Source organism: Tannerella forsythia 92A2 (assembly GCF_000238215.1).
Classification (GTDB): Bacteria; Bacteroidota; Bacteroidia; order Bacteroidales; family Tannerellaceae; genus Tannerella; species Tannerella forsythia.
In genome coordinates this window covers 980,188-996,725 of sequence record NC_016610.1, presented here as the reverse complement: position 1 = coordinate 996,725, position 16,538 = coordinate 980,188, and the positions used below count along the sequence as shown (strand labels likewise).

At 47.7% G+C, this 16,538-nt stretch carries 17 protein-coding genes and 1 pseudogene; 11 read left to right on the top strand and 7 right to left on the bottom strand.

The annotated features are described in order from the left end of the window. Positions 1 to 201: 201 nt before the first annotated feature. The 6 genes from BFO_RS04005 (at position 202) to BFO_RS03985 (ending at position 5,422) form a co-directional block, all read left to right on the top strand. Positions 202 to 1,095 (top strand): decaprenyl-phosphate phosphoribosyltransferase, encoded by an 894-nt coding sequence (locus tag BFO_RS04005; RefSeq protein WP_014224338.1) that lies wholly within the window; start codon positions 202 to 204, stop codon positions 1,093 to 1,095. Positions 1,096 to 1,099: 4 nt separating this feature from the next. Beyond that, on the top strand, positions 1,100 to 1,693 hold the full coding sequence (locus tag BFO_RS04000) for an HAD-IB family hydrolase (RefSeq protein WP_014224337.1): 594 nt from the start codon (positions 1,100 to 1,102) through the stop codon (positions 1,691 to 1,693). Between the two features lie 16 nt (positions 1,694 to 1,709). Further along, entirely contained in the window at positions 1,710 to 1,934 is a 225-nt protein-coding gene (locus BFO_RS03995; protein ID WP_041590659.1) for a hypothetical protein, read from the top strand. 244 nt (positions 1,935 to 2,178) lie between these two features. Next, positions 2,179 to 3,630 carry a hypothetical protein gene (locus BFO_RS03990; RefSeq protein ID WP_143569576.1) on the top strand — a complete coding sequence of 484 codons (1,452 nt, stop codon included), beginning with the start codon at positions 2,179 to 2,181 and terminating at the stop codon, positions 3,628 to 3,630. Positions 3,631 to 3,923: 293 nt separating this feature from the next. Further along, positions 3,924 to 4,088, top strand: coding sequence for a hypothetical protein (locus BFO_RS15505; RefSeq protein WP_014224334.1), 165 nt, complete (start codon positions 3,924 to 3,926; stop codon positions 4,086 to 4,088). 35 nt (positions 4,089 to 4,123) lie between these two features. Beyond that, complete coding sequence (locus BFO_RS03985) at positions 4,124 to 5,422, top strand: ATP-binding protein (protein WP_014224333.1); 1,299 nt, start codon at positions 4,124 to 4,126, stop codon at positions 5,420 to 5,422. 114 nt (positions 5,423 to 5,536) lie between these two features. Here the strand turns inward: BFO_RS03985 and BFO_RS03980 are convergent, their stop codons facing one another. From BFO_RS03980 to BFO_RS03970, 3 genes are all read right to left on the bottom strand, one after another. After that, on the bottom strand, positions 5,537 to 6,229 hold the full coding sequence (locus BFO_RS03980) for an SIR2 family NAD-dependent protein deacylase (RefSeq protein ID WP_014224332.1): 693 nt from the start codon (positions 6,227 to 6,229) through the stop codon (positions 5,537 to 5,539). 140 nt (positions 6,230 to 6,369) lie between these two features. Next, positions 6,370 to 7,350 (bottom strand): Acg family FMN-binding oxidoreductase, encoded by a 981-nt coding sequence (locus BFO_RS03975; protein WP_041590657.1) that lies wholly within the window; start codon positions 7,348 to 7,350, stop codon positions 6,370 to 6,372. A gap of 35 nt (positions 7,351 to 7,385) precedes the next feature. Beyond that, complete coding sequence (locus tag BFO_RS03970; RefSeq protein WP_014224330.1) at positions 7,386 to 7,979, bottom strand: TetR/AcrR family transcriptional regulator; 594 nt, start codon at positions 7,977 to 7,979, stop codon at positions 7,386 to 7,388. 146 nt (positions 7,980 to 8,125) lie between these two features. Here BFO_RS03970 and BFO_RS03965 point away from each other — a divergent pair, with 146 nt between their 5' ends. The 4 genes from BFO_RS03965 (at position 8,126) to cobC (ending at position 11,257) form a co-directional block, all read left to right on the top strand. Beyond that, positions 8,126 to 8,809 (top strand): hypothetical protein, encoded by a 684-nt coding sequence (locus BFO_RS03965; protein ID WP_041590656.1) that lies wholly within the window; start codon positions 8,126 to 8,128, stop codon positions 8,807 to 8,809. A gap of 101 nt (positions 8,810 to 8,910) precedes the next feature. Next, a complete protein-coding gene (gene cobT / locus BFO_RS03960; protein WP_014224328.1) occupies positions 8,911 to 9,951 on the top strand; it encodes a nicotinate-nucleotide--dimethylbenzimidazole phosphoribosyltransferase in 1,041 nt (346 codons plus the stop codon). A 2-nt stretch (positions 9,952 to 9,953) separates the two neighbouring features. Next, positions 9,954 to 10,745 (top strand): adenosylcobinamide-GDP ribazoletransferase, encoded by a 792-nt coding sequence (gene cobS / locus BFO_RS03955; RefSeq protein ID WP_014224327.1) that lies wholly within the window; start codon positions 9,954 to 9,956, stop codon positions 10,743 to 10,745. Beyond that, positions 10,730 to 11,257 (top strand): alpha-ribazole phosphatase, encoded by a 528-nt coding sequence (gene cobC, locus BFO_RS03950; RefSeq protein ID WP_014224326.1) that lies wholly within the window; start codon positions 10,730 to 10,732, stop codon positions 11,255 to 11,257. The genes cobS and cobC overlap by 16 nt, the downstream gene beginning before the upstream one ends. A gap of 51 nt (positions 11,258 to 11,308) precedes the next feature. Here cobC and BFO_RS03945 read toward each other — a convergent pair whose 3' ends face one another. Further along, the gene (locus tag BFO_RS03945; RefSeq protein ID WP_014224325.1) at positions 11,309 to 12,370 is read right to left on the bottom strand and encodes a glycosyltransferase family 9 protein; all 1,062 of its coding nucleotides are present in this window, start codon (positions 12,368 to 12,370) and stop codon (positions 11,309 to 11,311) included. A 9-nt stretch (positions 12,371 to 12,379) separates the two neighbouring features. After that, the gene (locus BFO_RS03940; protein ID WP_014224324.1) at positions 12,380 to 12,994 is read right to left on the bottom strand and encodes a DUF4254 domain-containing protein; all 615 of its coding nucleotides are present in this window, start codon (positions 12,992 to 12,994) and stop codon (positions 12,380 to 12,382) included. A gap of 762 nt (positions 12,995 to 13,756) precedes the next feature. Here BFO_RS03940 and BFO_RS16580 point away from each other — a divergent pair. Continuing rightward, positions 13,757 to 14,020, top strand: a pseudogene (locus BFO_RS16580) (IS1380 family transposase); the annotation flags it as partial. Positions 14,021 to 14,290: 270 nt separating this feature from the next. On the opposite strand, the gene BFO_RS03930 reads toward BFO_RS16580, so the two are convergent. Further along, complete coding sequence (locus BFO_RS03930; protein WP_014224321.1) at positions 14,291 to 14,974, bottom strand: response regulator transcription factor; 684 nt, start codon at positions 14,972 to 14,974, stop codon at positions 14,291 to 14,293. Continuing rightward, entirely contained in the window at positions 14,971 to 16,428 is a 1,458-nt protein-coding gene (locus BFO_RS03925) for a sensor histidine kinase (RefSeq protein ID WP_014224320.1), read from the bottom strand. The genes BFO_RS03930 and BFO_RS03925 overlap by 4 nt, the downstream gene beginning before the upstream one ends. Between the last annotated feature and the right edge of the window lie 110 nt (positions 16,429 to 16,538).

Below are 16,538 nucleotides of genomic sequence, written 5' to 3'. Positions count from 1 at the left end.
GAGAAAAGCCTAGGAAACTTAACTCACGTAAGTAAGAGAATGGTGTAATGGTCTCCACACATCCGCGTGGGACTGTTAATCCACATCTGCTTACAAAGGTTTTTCCTATCATCTTCTCGTTAAGACGTGGCACATACAAGTTCCACGCTCTCTGTTTTATTATAATTGGTCTTAGGAACTGGGGTCGCATGAATACAGGTTATGTACATACAGAAAATCCTTGCCGTTTTCCGCATATTGCGGCCGCAGCAGTGGGTAAAGAACGCCTTTGTTTTTCTCCCTTTGTTTTTCAACGGCAGTCTGTTCGACATAGCGAACTTTACCGTAACGCTCTCGGTATTTCTCTCTTTTTCTTTCGCGGCAAGTTCCATCTATTGCCTTAACGACATCGTGGACATTGAGGCAGACCGTGCCCATCCCCGAAAATGCAAGCGACCTTTTGCTGCCGGCATCCTGTCAAGGAACATCGGCTGGGCTATCATGTGCTCTCTCCTGCTTTTGTCCGCAGCAATCGAACTCTTGTCCGGAGGGGCACATTCGGGTAGTGTGCTGTCAGTTATTGCCGTATATATCCTTCTCAACATCGCTTACTGTCTTTATCTTAAGAGAGTTGCCATTGCCGATGTGTTTATCGTATCCATGGGCTTCGTCCTCCGGCTTGTAGCGGGTTCTTCAGCGACTCAAACCCCGTTGTCGAACTGGATTGTGCTGATGACCTTCCTGCTGGCTCTCTTCCTTGCATTTGCCAAGCGCAGAGACGATGTGCTGATTTACAATGAGACCGGAATGAAAGTACGCAAGACGGTTTCCCGTTTCAACCTCTCCTTTCTCAATGCTGCTATCGTCATTATCGCTTCGGTGACATTGGTCTGCTATATTATGTACACCGTCAGTCCGGAGGTAATACTCCGGCTCAATTCGGAGCATTTGTATGTGACGAGTGTCTTCGTGCTTTTGGGGATACTTCGCTATCTGCAGCGGATTCTGGTAGATGGCGCGAGCGGCTCTCCGACGCGGATTCTGATGGAGGATCGTTTTATCCAATGCACCATAGCAGGTTGGATTGCGGTGTTCTGTATAATCATTTATCTGTGAGGTCATGCGGACAGTGGTAGCTTTCGATTTCGACGGGACATTGACGACGCGGGACACATTCCCTGCATTTATCCGCTTCAGCCTCGGCTTTTGGCGTTTCGCGGTGGGACTTGCCCTCTTCGCCCCGATGTTGGTGGCGATGAAAGGAGGGTTTTATCCCAACTGGAAAGCCAAGCAAAGGGTATTCTCCCATTTTTTTAAAGGGATGTCTGTCGGACGCTTCGACGCATATTGTGAGGATTTTTGCAGAGACCGGTTACCCCGAATGCTCAGAAAACAGTTGCTGCAGACCGTAAGAGAGTATACCGGCGGGAAATATGAGTTGTGCGTCGTCAGCGCATCGATAGACCGCTGGATTCGTCCGTGGGCGGAAACCGCCGGATTCACCCGGCTGCTGTGTACCGAGGTCGAAACCGAGAACGGCGTACTGACAGGACGGTTCTCTACACCGAATTGCTATGGCACAGAAAAGGTGAGGCGGCTGCAATCGGCATATCCCGACCGGAAGGAGTACCGTCTGATTGCATATGGCGACAGCCGAGGCGACAGAGAGATGCTTTCTTACGCAGATGAACACTACTTTATAAATTATAAATGAAGAAGATGAATGTGTATTGTCATCTGCTGCGGGGCGTGATTCGGGATGCGGGCTCTCGCTCATTCGTGCTGCCTACTCCGGGGGGCTTGTCAAGTCTATGCTCGGGATATTCGCCTCGCTCGGTATTCTCATTATGTACAAAGAGCAGTATATGATTGTCGACGAGGGATATGTGCTGGACATCTCCGACACAGTTGCTGATTTGGACTGGCCCCCCGCTACAACGATGAAGATATGCTGAAAGAAGCCTACAAAATGTATAAACAGAAACATATAAATAATTTATGAAATTATTTTCCTTTTGGTGGAATTTTACCAACAGACATGCCTACCTTATATTGATGTCGGTATTCATAGTATGGTGTGCCTTAGGTGTATTTCCGCTTGCATGCTATGAAACTGATAGTTTGCAGCTTATACTCGGATGCGATTATGCGTACAGTCATGGGCTGGAGTTTCCCCCTGTCATTAGTTACGCGTACTATATGCAACCGCTGACAATCATTATGGTGGTTGCGTTGAAACACCTGATGCCCATCCTGACGTGCGAGCAGATATATTGTCTTGTGACAGCTGTTTCAAGTCTTATTTTTCTAATCGGATGCGTTGAGTTTGCCCGTCACGTCACAAACGGGAGGCGGGTAAATGTGCTGATTGCCGCAATGCTCCTGCCTGAAATGTATGCCATAGCTATGTATCCTAATTCCGCCATTCCGGCCGCCGCCTGTTTTGTCTGGGCTATGATATGCCTGACAAAGGAACGGTACTGGACAGCCGGCCTGCTTATGTGTGCGGCCCCATTGCTGCGGGCGGATGTCATGATAGCCTATCCCGCCATTCTCCCCTTATTCCTGTTCGAGGGCAAGACTTCGAAAAAAAGCATAATCCTTTCGATTGTCTATGCCGCATCAGTTGTTACAGTAGATATCTTTTTCTTCCGGCTTCTTAAAGCGGACTTCTTTTCTTCTGCAAATAGTTATGAAGCATGGAATGGTATAATTACGCTGACACAGAATATGATGTCCATTTTCGGCTTCTACTCCCTTCCATATCTGCTCTTGCTTCCACTTGGAATATGCAGACTGTGCAGTCAGCGTATGTGGAGAGAGCTCTTTCTCGTTTTGCTGCCCATTCTGCTTCTGCATTTTTTCTTTCGCAAGATGGGCTGCGCTAGCAAACACTATCTCTACATCGCACCTTTTGTAATTATAGCAGGCGTCAGGGCGTTGTCATGGATTTGCCGCACATTCTCGAACCGCAGGTTATTGAGATACGCTGTGGTGGTGTGTGTGATTGGTTACTACACGGTGTCGGTAAGATTATGGGTTCCGAATCCGAATCTGTCATACACGTATGAAGATAGGAGATACAATGAAGGTCTTGTTCTTGACATTTGTTCTGTTTCGTTCTCTTCATCAGGTGCTGCGTTGTCTCTTGGCATAGGGGCCGGGCAGTATGTAGCTACCGCAGATGAACTGTGCCTTGCTTCCGGGCATATCTTCTATCCATGGTATATTCATTCCCTTAAGTCGGAATTGAAAACTGACTGTGAAAATCAAAAAAGAGCTATTGAAACCTTCCCTTCTTCTTCAAATATCATAGCATGTAGCTGGGCAACATGGGCACCAATAGCATCTATGTGTTTAACAGAGGGGCAAGATGTTTACTATGATAGTGATAAAAGGTTGTTGACAATTCAGGATAAAGATAGACGTTTGTCCGTATGGTTGGTTGATAGGGGGTGGGAAGAGCAGTGGCAGTTCGTGAATGATGTAAAGGCTTTTTGCCAAAGTCTGCCGGCAGAGGAAATGAAATATATACTGGTGCCTACCATTAGCTTTCGTCTTGAATCGTATCTCAAACAATTCGAATCGGAAAGCAGAATAGAGAAAATAACGGACGGACTTTATGAGATAAAGGAGAGTCGGACGGAGTGAGGCGGTCTGGCATTTGTGAAACGTTTTAGTTCAGAGATTTTCACTTCTTTTTCAACACTGCATCATCGGAGCGATAAAGCAGACCGTTCCGCTTGCCTGTCCAGTACGGATATGCCGGAGTGGCCGATGCTTTCCATCCCTGCGCCTTTTTTTAGTAAATACTCGTGTTGTCAATGTCGCTTCCCGAAGGGGAAGGCGCTGCAAAGTAAGACATGGGAAGCGACGCGGCAATGGCTTCGGAACAGGTGTAAAACAGAAGGGAAACAACGTAGAAAACATCCGTAAACAAGGCGATGCGGCAGGCGGAGACAGCCGGAAACACGGGACAGGGCGAAACCGGTCGCGCCGACGCCAGCGGTGTAGAATCAGGGAATTGCCGAAACAGAAACGGGATAGACGAAAAATTACCGGGTGATTACAACCGAGTTATGGATATTATTCCTATTTTTGCAGGGTAAAAGTGCGGACAACCGCAAAAACAGCCTTTACAAAGATGAGAATAGAACGCAAAAGAATCCTTCGGCGGTTGATCGGAAGCCGCAAGAACGGTCAGATAAAGATTATAACGGGCATCCGACGGTGCGGAAAGTCGTATTTGCTGGGCGTCCTCTACCGCGACTATCTCCTGCAGGAGGGCATCGCGCCGGAGCAAATTGTTATGCTCGAACTGGACAACGACATCAACGCACGTTACCGCAATCCGCTGGAACTGGGGGCATACCTCCGGCAGCTGGTCGGTGACACCGCGAAAGATTACTATGTCCTGCTCGACGAGATACAGATGGTGGAGGAGGTAGACAATCCCTATCTGCCTGGAAACTCCGGTTCCAAAATCACCTTCGTAGATGTGCTTCTGGGGCTTAAAGGTCTGTCGAACGTCGATGTCTATGTAACGGGTAGCAACTCCAAGATGCTATCTTCCGACGTGGCTACCGCTTTCCGCGACCGGGGCGAGGAGATACATATCACGCCCCTTACCTACGATGAGTTTCACGCCGCCTACCCCAAGGAGAAACGGTTCGCGTGGCGTGAGTTCGTGACCTACGGGGGAATGCCGCTTGTCATGCAGAAAAGTACCCACGGGGAGAAATCCAAGTACCTGCAAGACCTCTTCCGGCTTACCTACATCAAAGACGTTATCGAGCGCAACCGTCTGCGCGCCGATGCGGAGACCCTTGACGAGCTGCTCAATGTCGTGGCTTCCGCCGTGGGCTCGCTTACCAACCCGACTCGGCTGTCCAATACGTTCCGGTCGGTCAAGGGATTGAAGATAAAGAACGAAACCGTCTCCGCCTACCTCGACTGCTTCATCGATGCGTACATTCTGGGTAAATCGTACCGCTACGATATAAAGGGGCGTTCCTATATCGACACGCCTCTGAAATACTATTTCACGGACATAGGGTTACGCAACGCCCGCCTGAACTTCCGTCAGCAGGAAGAAAACCATATCATGGAGAACATCCTTTACAACGAACTCACGGCACGGGGGTTCAACGTGGATGTCGGCGTGGTCGAGTATAACCACACCGTCGCCGGGAAGAAGGTACGCACGCAGCTCGAAATTGATTTCGTGGTCAATCTGACGGACAAACGTTACTACATCCAGTCGGCCCTGACCGTGGCCGATGAAGAAAAACGGCGGCAGGAGGTCAATTCCCTCAACCGCACCGACGACTCCTATACCAAAATCGTCGTGGTACGCGACGATATCCTGCCATGGACAGACGACCGAGGTGTGCGGTACATCAACATCGAAGATTTCCTGCTGGAAGAAATAAACAGGCTGTAAAACAGAATAATGAGATAGTAATTTATTGCAAAGACAGGACAGCTTTCCTCGGCCGATCGGAAGACCGCCCCGTCATGGAGAAGACGGAGCAGCGCATATTTTGTTACAACTTTTTTACCGCATCGTTTTCAGCCGTTCGGTGAGTCGCTTTACACCTTCCGAAGCGCCGTACCGGATAAATTCGATATCGCCGCGATACGCTTTCACCTCTTTCGGATCAATCAGGAAGATGGGCTGCTCCTTACGGACATAGTTCAACAATCCGGCCGCAGGATAAACGTTGAGCGAGGTGCCGATCACGACGAAAATATCACAATCCTCGACGTATCGGATCGCCTCTTCAATTTTCGGCACAGGCTCACCGAACCAGACGATAAAGGGACGCAGCTGTCCGCCGTCGGGCGCTTTGTCTCCGACATGCAGATCGGGCTGCTCGGGCGAAATATCGTACGGACGATTGAGGTTCTTGACTGAACAAGACTTCATCAGCTCCCCATGCAGGTGAGTAACATGGGTACTGCCTGCCTGTTCGTGCAGGTTATCAACGTTCTGTGTAATGATATGTACCTCGAAATCTTTTTCCAAATCAGCCAGACCACGATGTCCGGCATTCGGTTGGGTGTTCAGCAATTCGCGCCGGCGATGATTGTAGAAGTCAAGTACCAACTGCGGATTTTTCATGAACCCTTCGGGCGTAGCCACGTCCTCAATCCGATAATTTTCCCATAATCCGTTCGAGTCGCGAAACGTAGAGATTCCGCTTTCGGCACTCATTCCGGCTCCTGTAAGAATAACGATTTTTTTCATGACGATTGCGTTTTAAATGAGACATAATGTTTTTCAGACTTCGAAGGTACGTCTTTTTGATCAGAAATCACAGAAAAGTCCCGAGCAATTCGTTCTGAGCAGCAAGAAGAGCGATTATCGGAATGCGCGTTGCTCCGTGACTACTCCTTAACCATCTGCTCCTCTATGCTTTTTCTTAAGGAATAGGGCATTTTTTCTCCGTACCCTACGCGTATCAGGACGGTAGGGTATTCATCGGTCATACCCAGCATTTCGGCCATCTTTCGTGAAAGTTCCGGAATCTCATTGGGTTGGTTCATATACGCATGAACAATCCCCATAGCTGTAGTTGTCAGAAGGATGCGCTCCAAGGTCCTGCCTGCGTTTACCCACTGTTCGATCGTATTGTTTCGGGTGGTAAACAGGATAAAATGAGAAGAGGAGGCGATCTTCTTCCGGTCATTTTTGTTTTGAGATTTCTCATTGATCACTTGAGAGATAATAGGCTCTGAGATAAAACGCGGCAGATTGGGCGCACCGAATACGGCATAACTCAGCCCGTCTCTTGTCGTGTTCTGATGCTTCTTGTTGTAGCGCATCCATTGCCGCAATTCGGCCAGAAAGTGCTGGTCTCGCATCTGCCGACTGTTTCCCTCATAAATCAGTTCCGAAATGGCCTCAAACTCCGAGGAGCCGTTTTGGAAGAAATGAATGCCTATACAAGGCTCCGTCGCGATGGATTTCAGGCGTCGGATGCTGTCCTCAGGGATGATCTTTCCGTTATAAATACTCCTGTTCGTTTGTCTGACGGACAGTTGAGAGAACAGCGGAGAAGGAATGTCCTCCTCTTCCCTGGAAAGGATGATGCGGATAATTCCATTTTCCTCGATAGCAACCTTTGTGCGATATCCTTTGTGCGACGCCGCGATACAAAGGTTCTCCGCGGCGCATCCGAGACTGACGAACAGTTCCCGATTATCGGGATCGACGACCGGCAACGATTTGGTAAAATCGGGACGGATCTCGATCTCTGTTTCTCCTGTCTTAAACAGCCACGGCTGCGTGTTGTGTCCCGAAGGAGCTTTCACTGCCTGCTCAATCATGAACAGAAAATCTGTGTTTTGTGCGAATATACGGTTCATTATTCCTAAAAATAAAACGATGAATACTATCTTTCTCATTGTCGTACATGTTTCATCCATAAATCAATCATCAGGTCGATTCCTTGCGCGACCTGCTCCCATCCCGTGTCGCTCTGCAAATCGATGCCGTTATACACGGCCGTCTGTTCTTCCATCAAGACCAGATAGCTGATGGATGCCGAAAGGATGCTTGCCAAAGAGGCGACCTCCGCATGGGGCGAATGGGTCAGCTCACCCACCGCTTTTACCAGCTCACAGCCGTTCCGTTCCCTTCTTTCCCTCAACAGGCGGACCGTCTGATCCGCTGTGGACAATTCCCATCGGTGCAATCGTCTCAGTGTAATATCGCCGCGCATCTGCCGGATCTGTTCACGGAACAGTCGTTTCAGACTTTCGCCGATGTCGGACGATTCCCTAAAATCGATGTTTGTGTTTACCCAGTAATCCTTTTGGAGAAGATAACTGGAAATCAGCTCGTTCAACCCTCCGAAATACCTATATATAAGCATCTTAGATACTCCTGCTTGTTGGGCTACGGCATTTATCCCTATCCCTTCGAAGCCGTCGCCCGCGATAATGCTTCCGACTGCGTCGAGAATCTTTTTCTCCGTACGTTCTCTATCTTTCATGTCTCCTTCTCAATTGTAATGTTACCGATAAGTAACCGCAAAGTTACGTTACCGATAGGTAACATGCAAGAAAAACGAGAAAAATAACGAATTCAACTCGGAATCATCACAAGCTGTTGTATTTTTGTTGCAAGTTTGAAAAAGAGATGAAAAAGATTACGGTATTATTAATGGTATGCGGATGGATGGTATCCATGCATACGGCAGCGCAAGGCGGAGGGACTTTCTCATCGCTGGGCGCAGGACTCTCGATGGGTACGACGGGGATCGATGCGGAGCTGGTCACTTCGCTGCATCCGAAATGGATGCTGCGGGGCGGCGTATCAGCGCTTGCGGTAGATTTCACCGCAAAGATGAATCTGTATGATCATGGGAAAGAATACGCCAATAGAACCGATATAAACGGCGAGGTCCGGATGGTGAACAGCAAGATATTGCTCGATTTCTATCCGACCCGTTCGGCATTTTTCGTATCGGGAGGTTTCTATCTTGGAAACAGGGCGATTGCTAAACTGAACGGAAAGTCGGACCGCGATCTGAAATGGGATGGTTACATCATTCCGGCGGAGCATGGACGAATCGAGGCAGAAGTGCGCGCGAGCGTTTTTAAGCCGTATGCGGCCATTGGCTACGGACGTGCCATTCCCGTGCGAAGAGTCGGCTTCCGGATGGAGTTGGGAGCGATGGTACAAGGTAAGCCCGATATTTATGACAGGCACGGAACGAATCTGGGCAAGGCAGACATCAACCGGCCTGAGTTTTCGCACACGTTGCAGAAATGGGTCGTCTATCCCGTTCTTTCGTTTCGTTTAACGGGGCGAATTCTGTAAACAAACGATGAGCGCTGCACAGTCATGGTAACTTCCGATCGTTTTATAACGACAATTCTTTTTTGTTTGCGTAAATTTGTTGCAGATAAAGGATCTCCATCATGAAGCAATTCCATATCCAAAAGCCTGACGAGCATATCCGTGAAGCGTTACAGGAAAAAATCGACGACCTGACGAAGCCGAAAGGCTCGCTCGGGCGTCTCGAAGAGTTGGCATTACAAGCAGGGTTGATTCAGCAGACACTCAGCCCCTCGTTGCGACGTCCCTTCAACCTTATTTTTGCGGCCGATCACGGCATTACGGAAGAGGGTGTCAGCATATCGCCCAAGGAAGTAACTTGGCAGCAATGCATTCACTTCATAAAAAGTAGCGGAGGAGGCGTCAATTTCCTCTGTCGTCAGCACGGCTTCATGCTGAAAGTGATCGATGCGGGAGTAGATTATGATTTTCCGCCCGGACTGGGTATCATCGATCGGAAAGTGCGCAAAGGCACACGTAACTACCTGCATGAAGCGGCAATGACGCGTGAGGAGATGGAACTGTGCGTGGAGTGTGGAGCTGCCGTGGTACGCGACGTGCATGCTACAGGATGTAACGTCGTCAGCTTCGGTGAGATGGGAATCGGTAATAGCTCGTCGTCATCGCTATGGATGACCTGCCTGACGGATATTCCCTTACAGCAATGCGTCGGCGCCGGTTCAGGGCTGGACAGCGCCGGCATCCGGCACAAGTACGACGTGCTCCGCCGGGCATTGGAGCAGGCTCGCGGCGAACGTTCGACGGAAGAGGTGATGAGCCGGTTCGGAGGGTATGAGATGGTGATGGCCGTGGGTGGGATGTTGCAGGCAGCGGAGGCCAAGATGCTGATTCTGGTAGACGGGTTCATCATGACGAACTGCATGCTGGCCGCGGCGCGTCTGTACCCTGATGTCTTGTCGTATGCCGTCTTCGGGCACTGTGGTGGCGAAGCGGGGCATCGTCTGGTGCTGCAGGCGTTGGGAGCGCGTCCCCTGCTCGACCTCGGGATGCGTCTGGGCGAAGGTACGGGCGCAATTTGCGCTTATCCGCTGATTGAGTCAGCCGTACGGATGATCAACGAGATGGACTCGTTCGGGAAAGGCAGAATCACGAAATACTTCTGAAGATGATCGACGATATCTTTGCCGCGCTGATGTTCTTCACCCGGCTGCCGTGGTGGAAGCTCCGGCGTGTGCCGGCAGACAGTTTCAAACGCATCGTCGGCTACTGGCCCGTCGCCGGCTGGGTGACAGGCGGCGTGATGACGGCTATCTACGGAATAGCGTTATTCTTTCATCTGCCTGTTGTTTTAGCTATCCTGTTGGTTTTCACCGGACGGTTATTGCTGACGGGCGCCTTGCATGAAGACGGGCTGGCGGATTTTTTCGACGGATTCGGCGGAGGACGGTCGCGGGAACAGGTGCTTACCATCATGAAAGATTCGCATATCGGAACGTATGGCGTGCTAGCGCTTGTCGTCTACGTAGCTCTTTGGGTGACCTCGACGGTTTCCCTCGCGCAACGTTCGGCCAACCTGCCGATCGTTCTGCTCCTTTTCGCCGATGTATGGTCTAAGTGGTCTGCTTCACAAATTGTCAATCTCCTTCCCTATGCCCGTAACGAAGAAGATTGCAAGATTAAAAAGGTCTACGACCGGATGTCGGCCCGAACTTTTACCGTGGGACTGCTGTTCGCCCTCGTACCGATGCTCGGATGCGTCCTTTTCCTGAAAGAAACGCCTTACATGGCTCTATGGATATGTGTGACCGCCTCTGTCCCGAACAGCGTCATGGTGTGGCTCGTGCAGTACATGAGACGCCGCATCGGCGGATACACGGGCGACTGCTGCGGCGCGACTTTCCTTCTTTGCGAATTATCTTACTTCATCACCTTAAACACGATATGGATATTTATCTGATACGGCACACGTCGGTCGATGTGCCCGCCGGCACATGCTACGGACAAACGGATGTGCCGCTGAAACCCTCGTTCGAAGCGGAAGCCGCGACAGTCAAAAAAGAGCTTGACCGCTATGCGTTTGACGCCGTCTATACCAGTCCGCTAAGCCGTTGCACGAGGCTGGCTGCCTACTGCGGATACCCGGAGGCGCTCCGTGACGACCGCCTCAAAGAGATACACATGGGCGACTGGGAGATGCAGCGTTTCGACGCGATTACCGATCCGCGTATGCAGGAATGGTATGACGATTACCTCCATGTCGCCACGACGAACGGCGAGTCATATCAAGAACTCTTCGGCCGTGTCGCGTCGTTTCTCGACGAGGTCCGCCGTTTGCCTTTCGAGCGGATTGCCGTCTTTACGCATGGCGGCGTGTTGATGTCTGCCCGGATTTACGCAGAAGCCCTCCCTCCCGAAGAAGCCCTCCGTAACCTGACACCCTATGGCGGAATCGTGCGAATAAAATTATGATCCCCGAAAAACAACAATGAATCAACTGCTATGCTACGAGTCTGTCATATCCTATTTTAAGAGATAGGTGCTTAACATCTTATCGAGCTCTTCCCACACACGTTCAGTCGTCAATAATCCGAAACGTTCTTCTTTCGTCATTGTTCCGTCGTCCGGAAGAATATCATCCGGACTTATCCCCTGAAAACGCACATGATGTCCCGGAAGCCAAAGCGTTTTACTTATCCCGGGAGGATAAACGGCAAAAGAAGGTACATCCAAGGCCTGTGCAATATGTCGAAGGCCTCCTTCGTTTCCAAAAAAGAAATCGCAAAGCGAAGTAAGCGCACGTAATTCTCGAAGCGAGTTCGCTTCTATATTCATAAAAATATGAGAATTTTTGCCCAAGTCTTCATATAACCGATAACAAATCCGTTTCTCACGTTCGCCGACATAATTAAAAATGATCTGCGGATGATAGGCTTCGATCGTTTTTTCAATAATGACTTTCATACGTTCCATATCCCAGCCTTTCCCTTCAATACGGGTAGTAACGGCCATAAGGACTACAGTTCGCTTAAAATCAATCCCTTGATACTCCATATACGAACGATAAACGGCCTTCTCTTCATCGGGAACAAACAAGCAAAACGAACTGTCATATTTTACTTTGGCAACTCTTTCCAAAGGTTTCAACAACCTTAAATTAGATTGTACCATATCTAACGATGCGTCATCCCGATTAGGTACTCGGTAATTATTCAGAAAAAGACTATACGCTTTTTTCGTTCCTATACGAAAAGGAGTATGTAACGAAAAAAGACTGAAAAAAAGAGTTTTAACCGTAGCACGCATATCAATAATCACATCGTAATGCGTATCACGCATCAAACGATGGACACGTTTCAAATACTTAGGTAGGTTATAGTTTTCTTTGTCACTAAAAGTGATAATCCGATCTATATCCGGATGCCCTTCGTACAAAGAAGCGATATGGTCATTCAGAACAAAATCGACCCGAACTCCGGGAAATGTTTTTTTCAGGCTCCTGCATACCGAAACAGCCAAGACAGAGTCTCCCACTCGGCGAAAACGGATTACCAGCGCTCTTTTAATCGTAATTTGCGGTTTCATACCGAAGCTTTATTTTTTACCGTATAACACAGGATTAAGCGACGGGTCATTATACATTTTCATTTGTTTGTAGACTTTCATATACTTCCGTCCTTGACGGATATCATCTAATAGCTGATCTAACGCGGTGGAAAGGTCCTTTTTCTGTTCAAGCAATACGTTCAGTTTCCGTCGACACGCATCAAGATGACCAGCCTCGGCATCCGTACGGTCTGCCTCAGCCTTCATATGATAAATCTTCAATACCAGAATCGAAAGACGGTCTATCGCCCATGCAGGACTTTCCGTATTGATGGTCGCATCAGGTAAAACACGTACATCTTTATATTTATCGAGAAAGTAACTGTCAATTCGTTCAACCAAATCCGTGCGATCCTGATTGGATTGATCGATACGCCGTTTGATAGCCAGAGCTTCGGAAGGATCGATCTTCGGATCGCGAATAATATCTTCGAGATGCCACTGCACGGCATCGATCCAATTTTTTAAATAGAGATAACATTCAATGTTCTCTTGCGGATAAGGATTTCGAATCACGGCATCCACATCGTCTGTCAAATGGTAATCGTCGGTAGCCTGTTCAAAAATCGGATAACATAGTTCACTGAAACGTTCCATAAACATAAATCTTTAAAGTCGACAAATATACGTAACTCTTTCCGATATACCAATTCCCGGTTTTTGATTAGGGCAGGGTAGAGTCAATCAGCAAATACAATATGATGAAAATTGTCCCGGAGGTTTTTAACGGTTTTGCCTGTATTGTTTACGGATAAGTTCGAACTGAACTTAAAACATATGGTTTTACCGTGGTAATACTTTTCTTTGGGAGCGACGGCGAAGAGCATCTTCTGTTCATAAAGTGTCGCGGGTTTACCCGCCGAAACGGTGAATTATTTCAATCAGCTTGTGCAGTATAAAGAAACGGCCTTCTACAAAGATGCCTGTACATACTGCAAATACTTCGACGACTATGTGAGCCGCTAAACCGATACGGCACGATACAGGCCAGGCGGATACCGTTACTGTATCGTGCCGTCGATAAGGCCAGTGCCGGAAAGCATACGGTTATTCGTTGCGGGGGTGGACGGCCTTATGTGTCGCCACGGCCTGTCCCGCCTGAATTCATCCTTCCTTGCGAACTTGCTCTTCCGATACTATACTCAGGGCGATAGATGAGCTCAAGACAGACAATATTACCTATGAGTCCACTCTTTGAACAAGTCTTATAATTTTAATTCCGCAGAGAAAGTAAATGAGCCTCTCCTCTGGATACATTATTACAATCGGGACAATTAGATACCAATACGGACTATATTATAGATTTTGACCATGAGTTTCTTGAAGCGGAAAAGTTTGATGCCAAACGAACACACCAACATTTGTTGGAACCATCTGCCTAAGTCCTTCATGGCAGAAAACGCCGTCTTCCTGATTCTTACCGCCATGATACGAAACTTCTACAAACTTCTCATGCAGGACGAGGACATCAAGGCGTTTGGATTGAAGCATACAAGCAGGATTAAGACCTTCGTATTCAAATTCATCACAGTACCTGCTAAAAGGATAAAGACAGCAAGGCAAAATATGCTGAACATATACACAAGCCAACACGCATACGCCTCTATCTTCAAGTTTGATTTTGGATAAGCCTTCAGTTTTTGTGGGAATATCATGCGCAGCCCTCCCCTTAAACGCTTGGTGGGGTAAGGGGAAGCTATGGCGTCTGCAAATAAATGAGCGATTTATCATACAAGGAAATTGATAAAATACTATGAAATTTAATTAGTGCTTTACTATATCAAGGATTATAATAAAGTTGCGGAATTAAGGAAGAACAAAAATGCACTGTTTTATCGGAATGATGACGTTCTTTTTCTTCAGCCGATTTTCGGAGAGATTACACGGCAAGTCGGGTTTTTACAAGCTGACCTGAAGGATATACCCTTTCTTTTTCAAAGAGATGATGGAAATACTGTGATCGTCTTCAAGTATTCTTCTCAGATAGGTGATTTGAACATTCAGAGCCAATGAGTTTGCATGACTGTCATCTCCCCAGACGGTTTTGAGAATATGTTCACGTTCAACCGTCGTTCCCATATTCTGGGCTAACAGGAGAAGGATGTCGGTCTGTCTGGCGGTTAATACGTGTGAGACGCCCTGATACGAAACAGAAGAAAGATTGCTGTCGAACGATGTTTTTCCGATGATGAACTGTTTTTGAGTTTCCACCGCTCTATGTTCAAAACGCTCTTTGATTTTTGCGATAAGTTCTTCGGGATAGAAGGGTTTGGGGATGTAATCGTTCCCTTTGAGACTGAATCCTTTCAGTCTGTCATTCTTCTCTGTGCGGTCTGTCAGGAAAAAAATCAGCACTTTCTGATTCACCTCCCGTATTTTGCGGGCAAGTTCAAAGCCATTCATTTCCGGCATATTGATATCCAGCAGGATTAAATCGGGACGAACGGTTTGCAACAGTTCCCAACCTACGGCTCCATTGTTGGCGTAGGTTACACGATACTCTTCAACTTCCAGAAACTTTTTCAGAAGCATGGAATTTTTGATGTCATCGTCGACCAATAAAATGTGTATAGCGTCTGTCATTGCGGTAGTTTAATGGTGAAAACGGTGCCGGCTCCTTCTTCGCTTTCCACTTCGATCGAACCTTTATGAGCTGTCACTAACTGTTTGACATAGGCCAGCCCCAGTCCCATGCCCGGGATATTCCTGTCTGTGATGGACGGGCTGCGAAAGAACTTGTCGAAGATGTATTTGCGGTCTGATTTTGAAATGCCGAAGCCATTGTCTTGAACAGAGATTGCAATGGATTCGTGGTTATTCTCGCAGTAGCCGATTTTTATTTCCACTTTTTTCTCCGAATATTTGATCGCATTCTCCAATAGATTGCTGATGATATGGCTGAGGTGCATTTTATCGGCTGTTACCGTCAATTTTGTGTCAGAAAGGAGATGGATGGCGGCTGTTTTTCCGCTCGGGATGCTGAGCTTTTCGATACAGTCGGTTATGGTACTCCGCAAGTCGAAAGCCGACAACGTGAGCGGTATTTCCGTTACATCGTTGAAGGTGAGGTCTCGTAACTTCGAGAAATAGGACGACAGGTTATTCAGTTCATGACGGGAATCTGCAAGAACAGCCTCTTTACTTTCTTTATCTTCCATCAATTTGTCGTTACGCATAAAAGAGATACACATCTTTAAAGTCGATATGGGGCGTTTCAGTTCGTGGATCATGGTATGAATGAAGTCCTGCCGCAATTCTTCCACTTTGCGCTGTTTTTGTATCGTTGCAATCTGTGCCACAAGGCAACTGATGAGAAAAACGGAAAGAACGATCGATAAGAGTAATAAATTCATCATTTGGGATAGTACCGGAGATAATTCGACCGGTAACGTAATGTTCACCATCTCCCTTTCAAATATATCGTATGGGTATGATATGGTGATGTGCGGGTTGAACGTTGAGGTATGATTAAATCTCAGAGGCAACCAAACCATCGAATCAGCTCGTTCTATGTGGATATCTTTTGCCGTAATCCCTCTTTGACGGAGCAGAGAATCTACTCGTGCGATTTCGAACGGACTGCGAAAATCGATGATAAAGCGTTCCAATGCGTCATATTCGTTAGGATCTTTAGGATGATTGGTTATGTTGAAACGATAATGCGTGATGCCTTCTGTTTGGGCCGTTCGATACATACGGATGATGTTTTTGATGTCTTTCTCGGTGATATCCTTCCGTTCGGTTTTCTTTAAGTCAACCGCATAAATGTCGAATACGGTGCTTAAGATGCCAGCTTTTCCCGGTTCGGTCGATGCGGTTATTTTCGTATTGGTCAGGATGTTTATATCCGGTCTTTTCTTAAATTTCCTTACCTCCCGTTCTTCTTGCATCACCTCGAGAACCGTTTCATATAATTCGTTCTCGTGGGTTTCCAGTGTATATGAATAACGATGATAAAGCCAGTAGCTCTGCATCGTGCAGAATGCAAGGATGGCTCCTATCGTTAGCCCATGCAGTATTTTAATCCTCTTCTCCATACTGCAAAAATAAACTATTTCTCGTTTGGGAGAATCGATGAACAGGCAAATAGCGACTTCGGTAATAATTTAGTAATAATTGTCAATGTTGCAGTAAGGATTATTTTTCT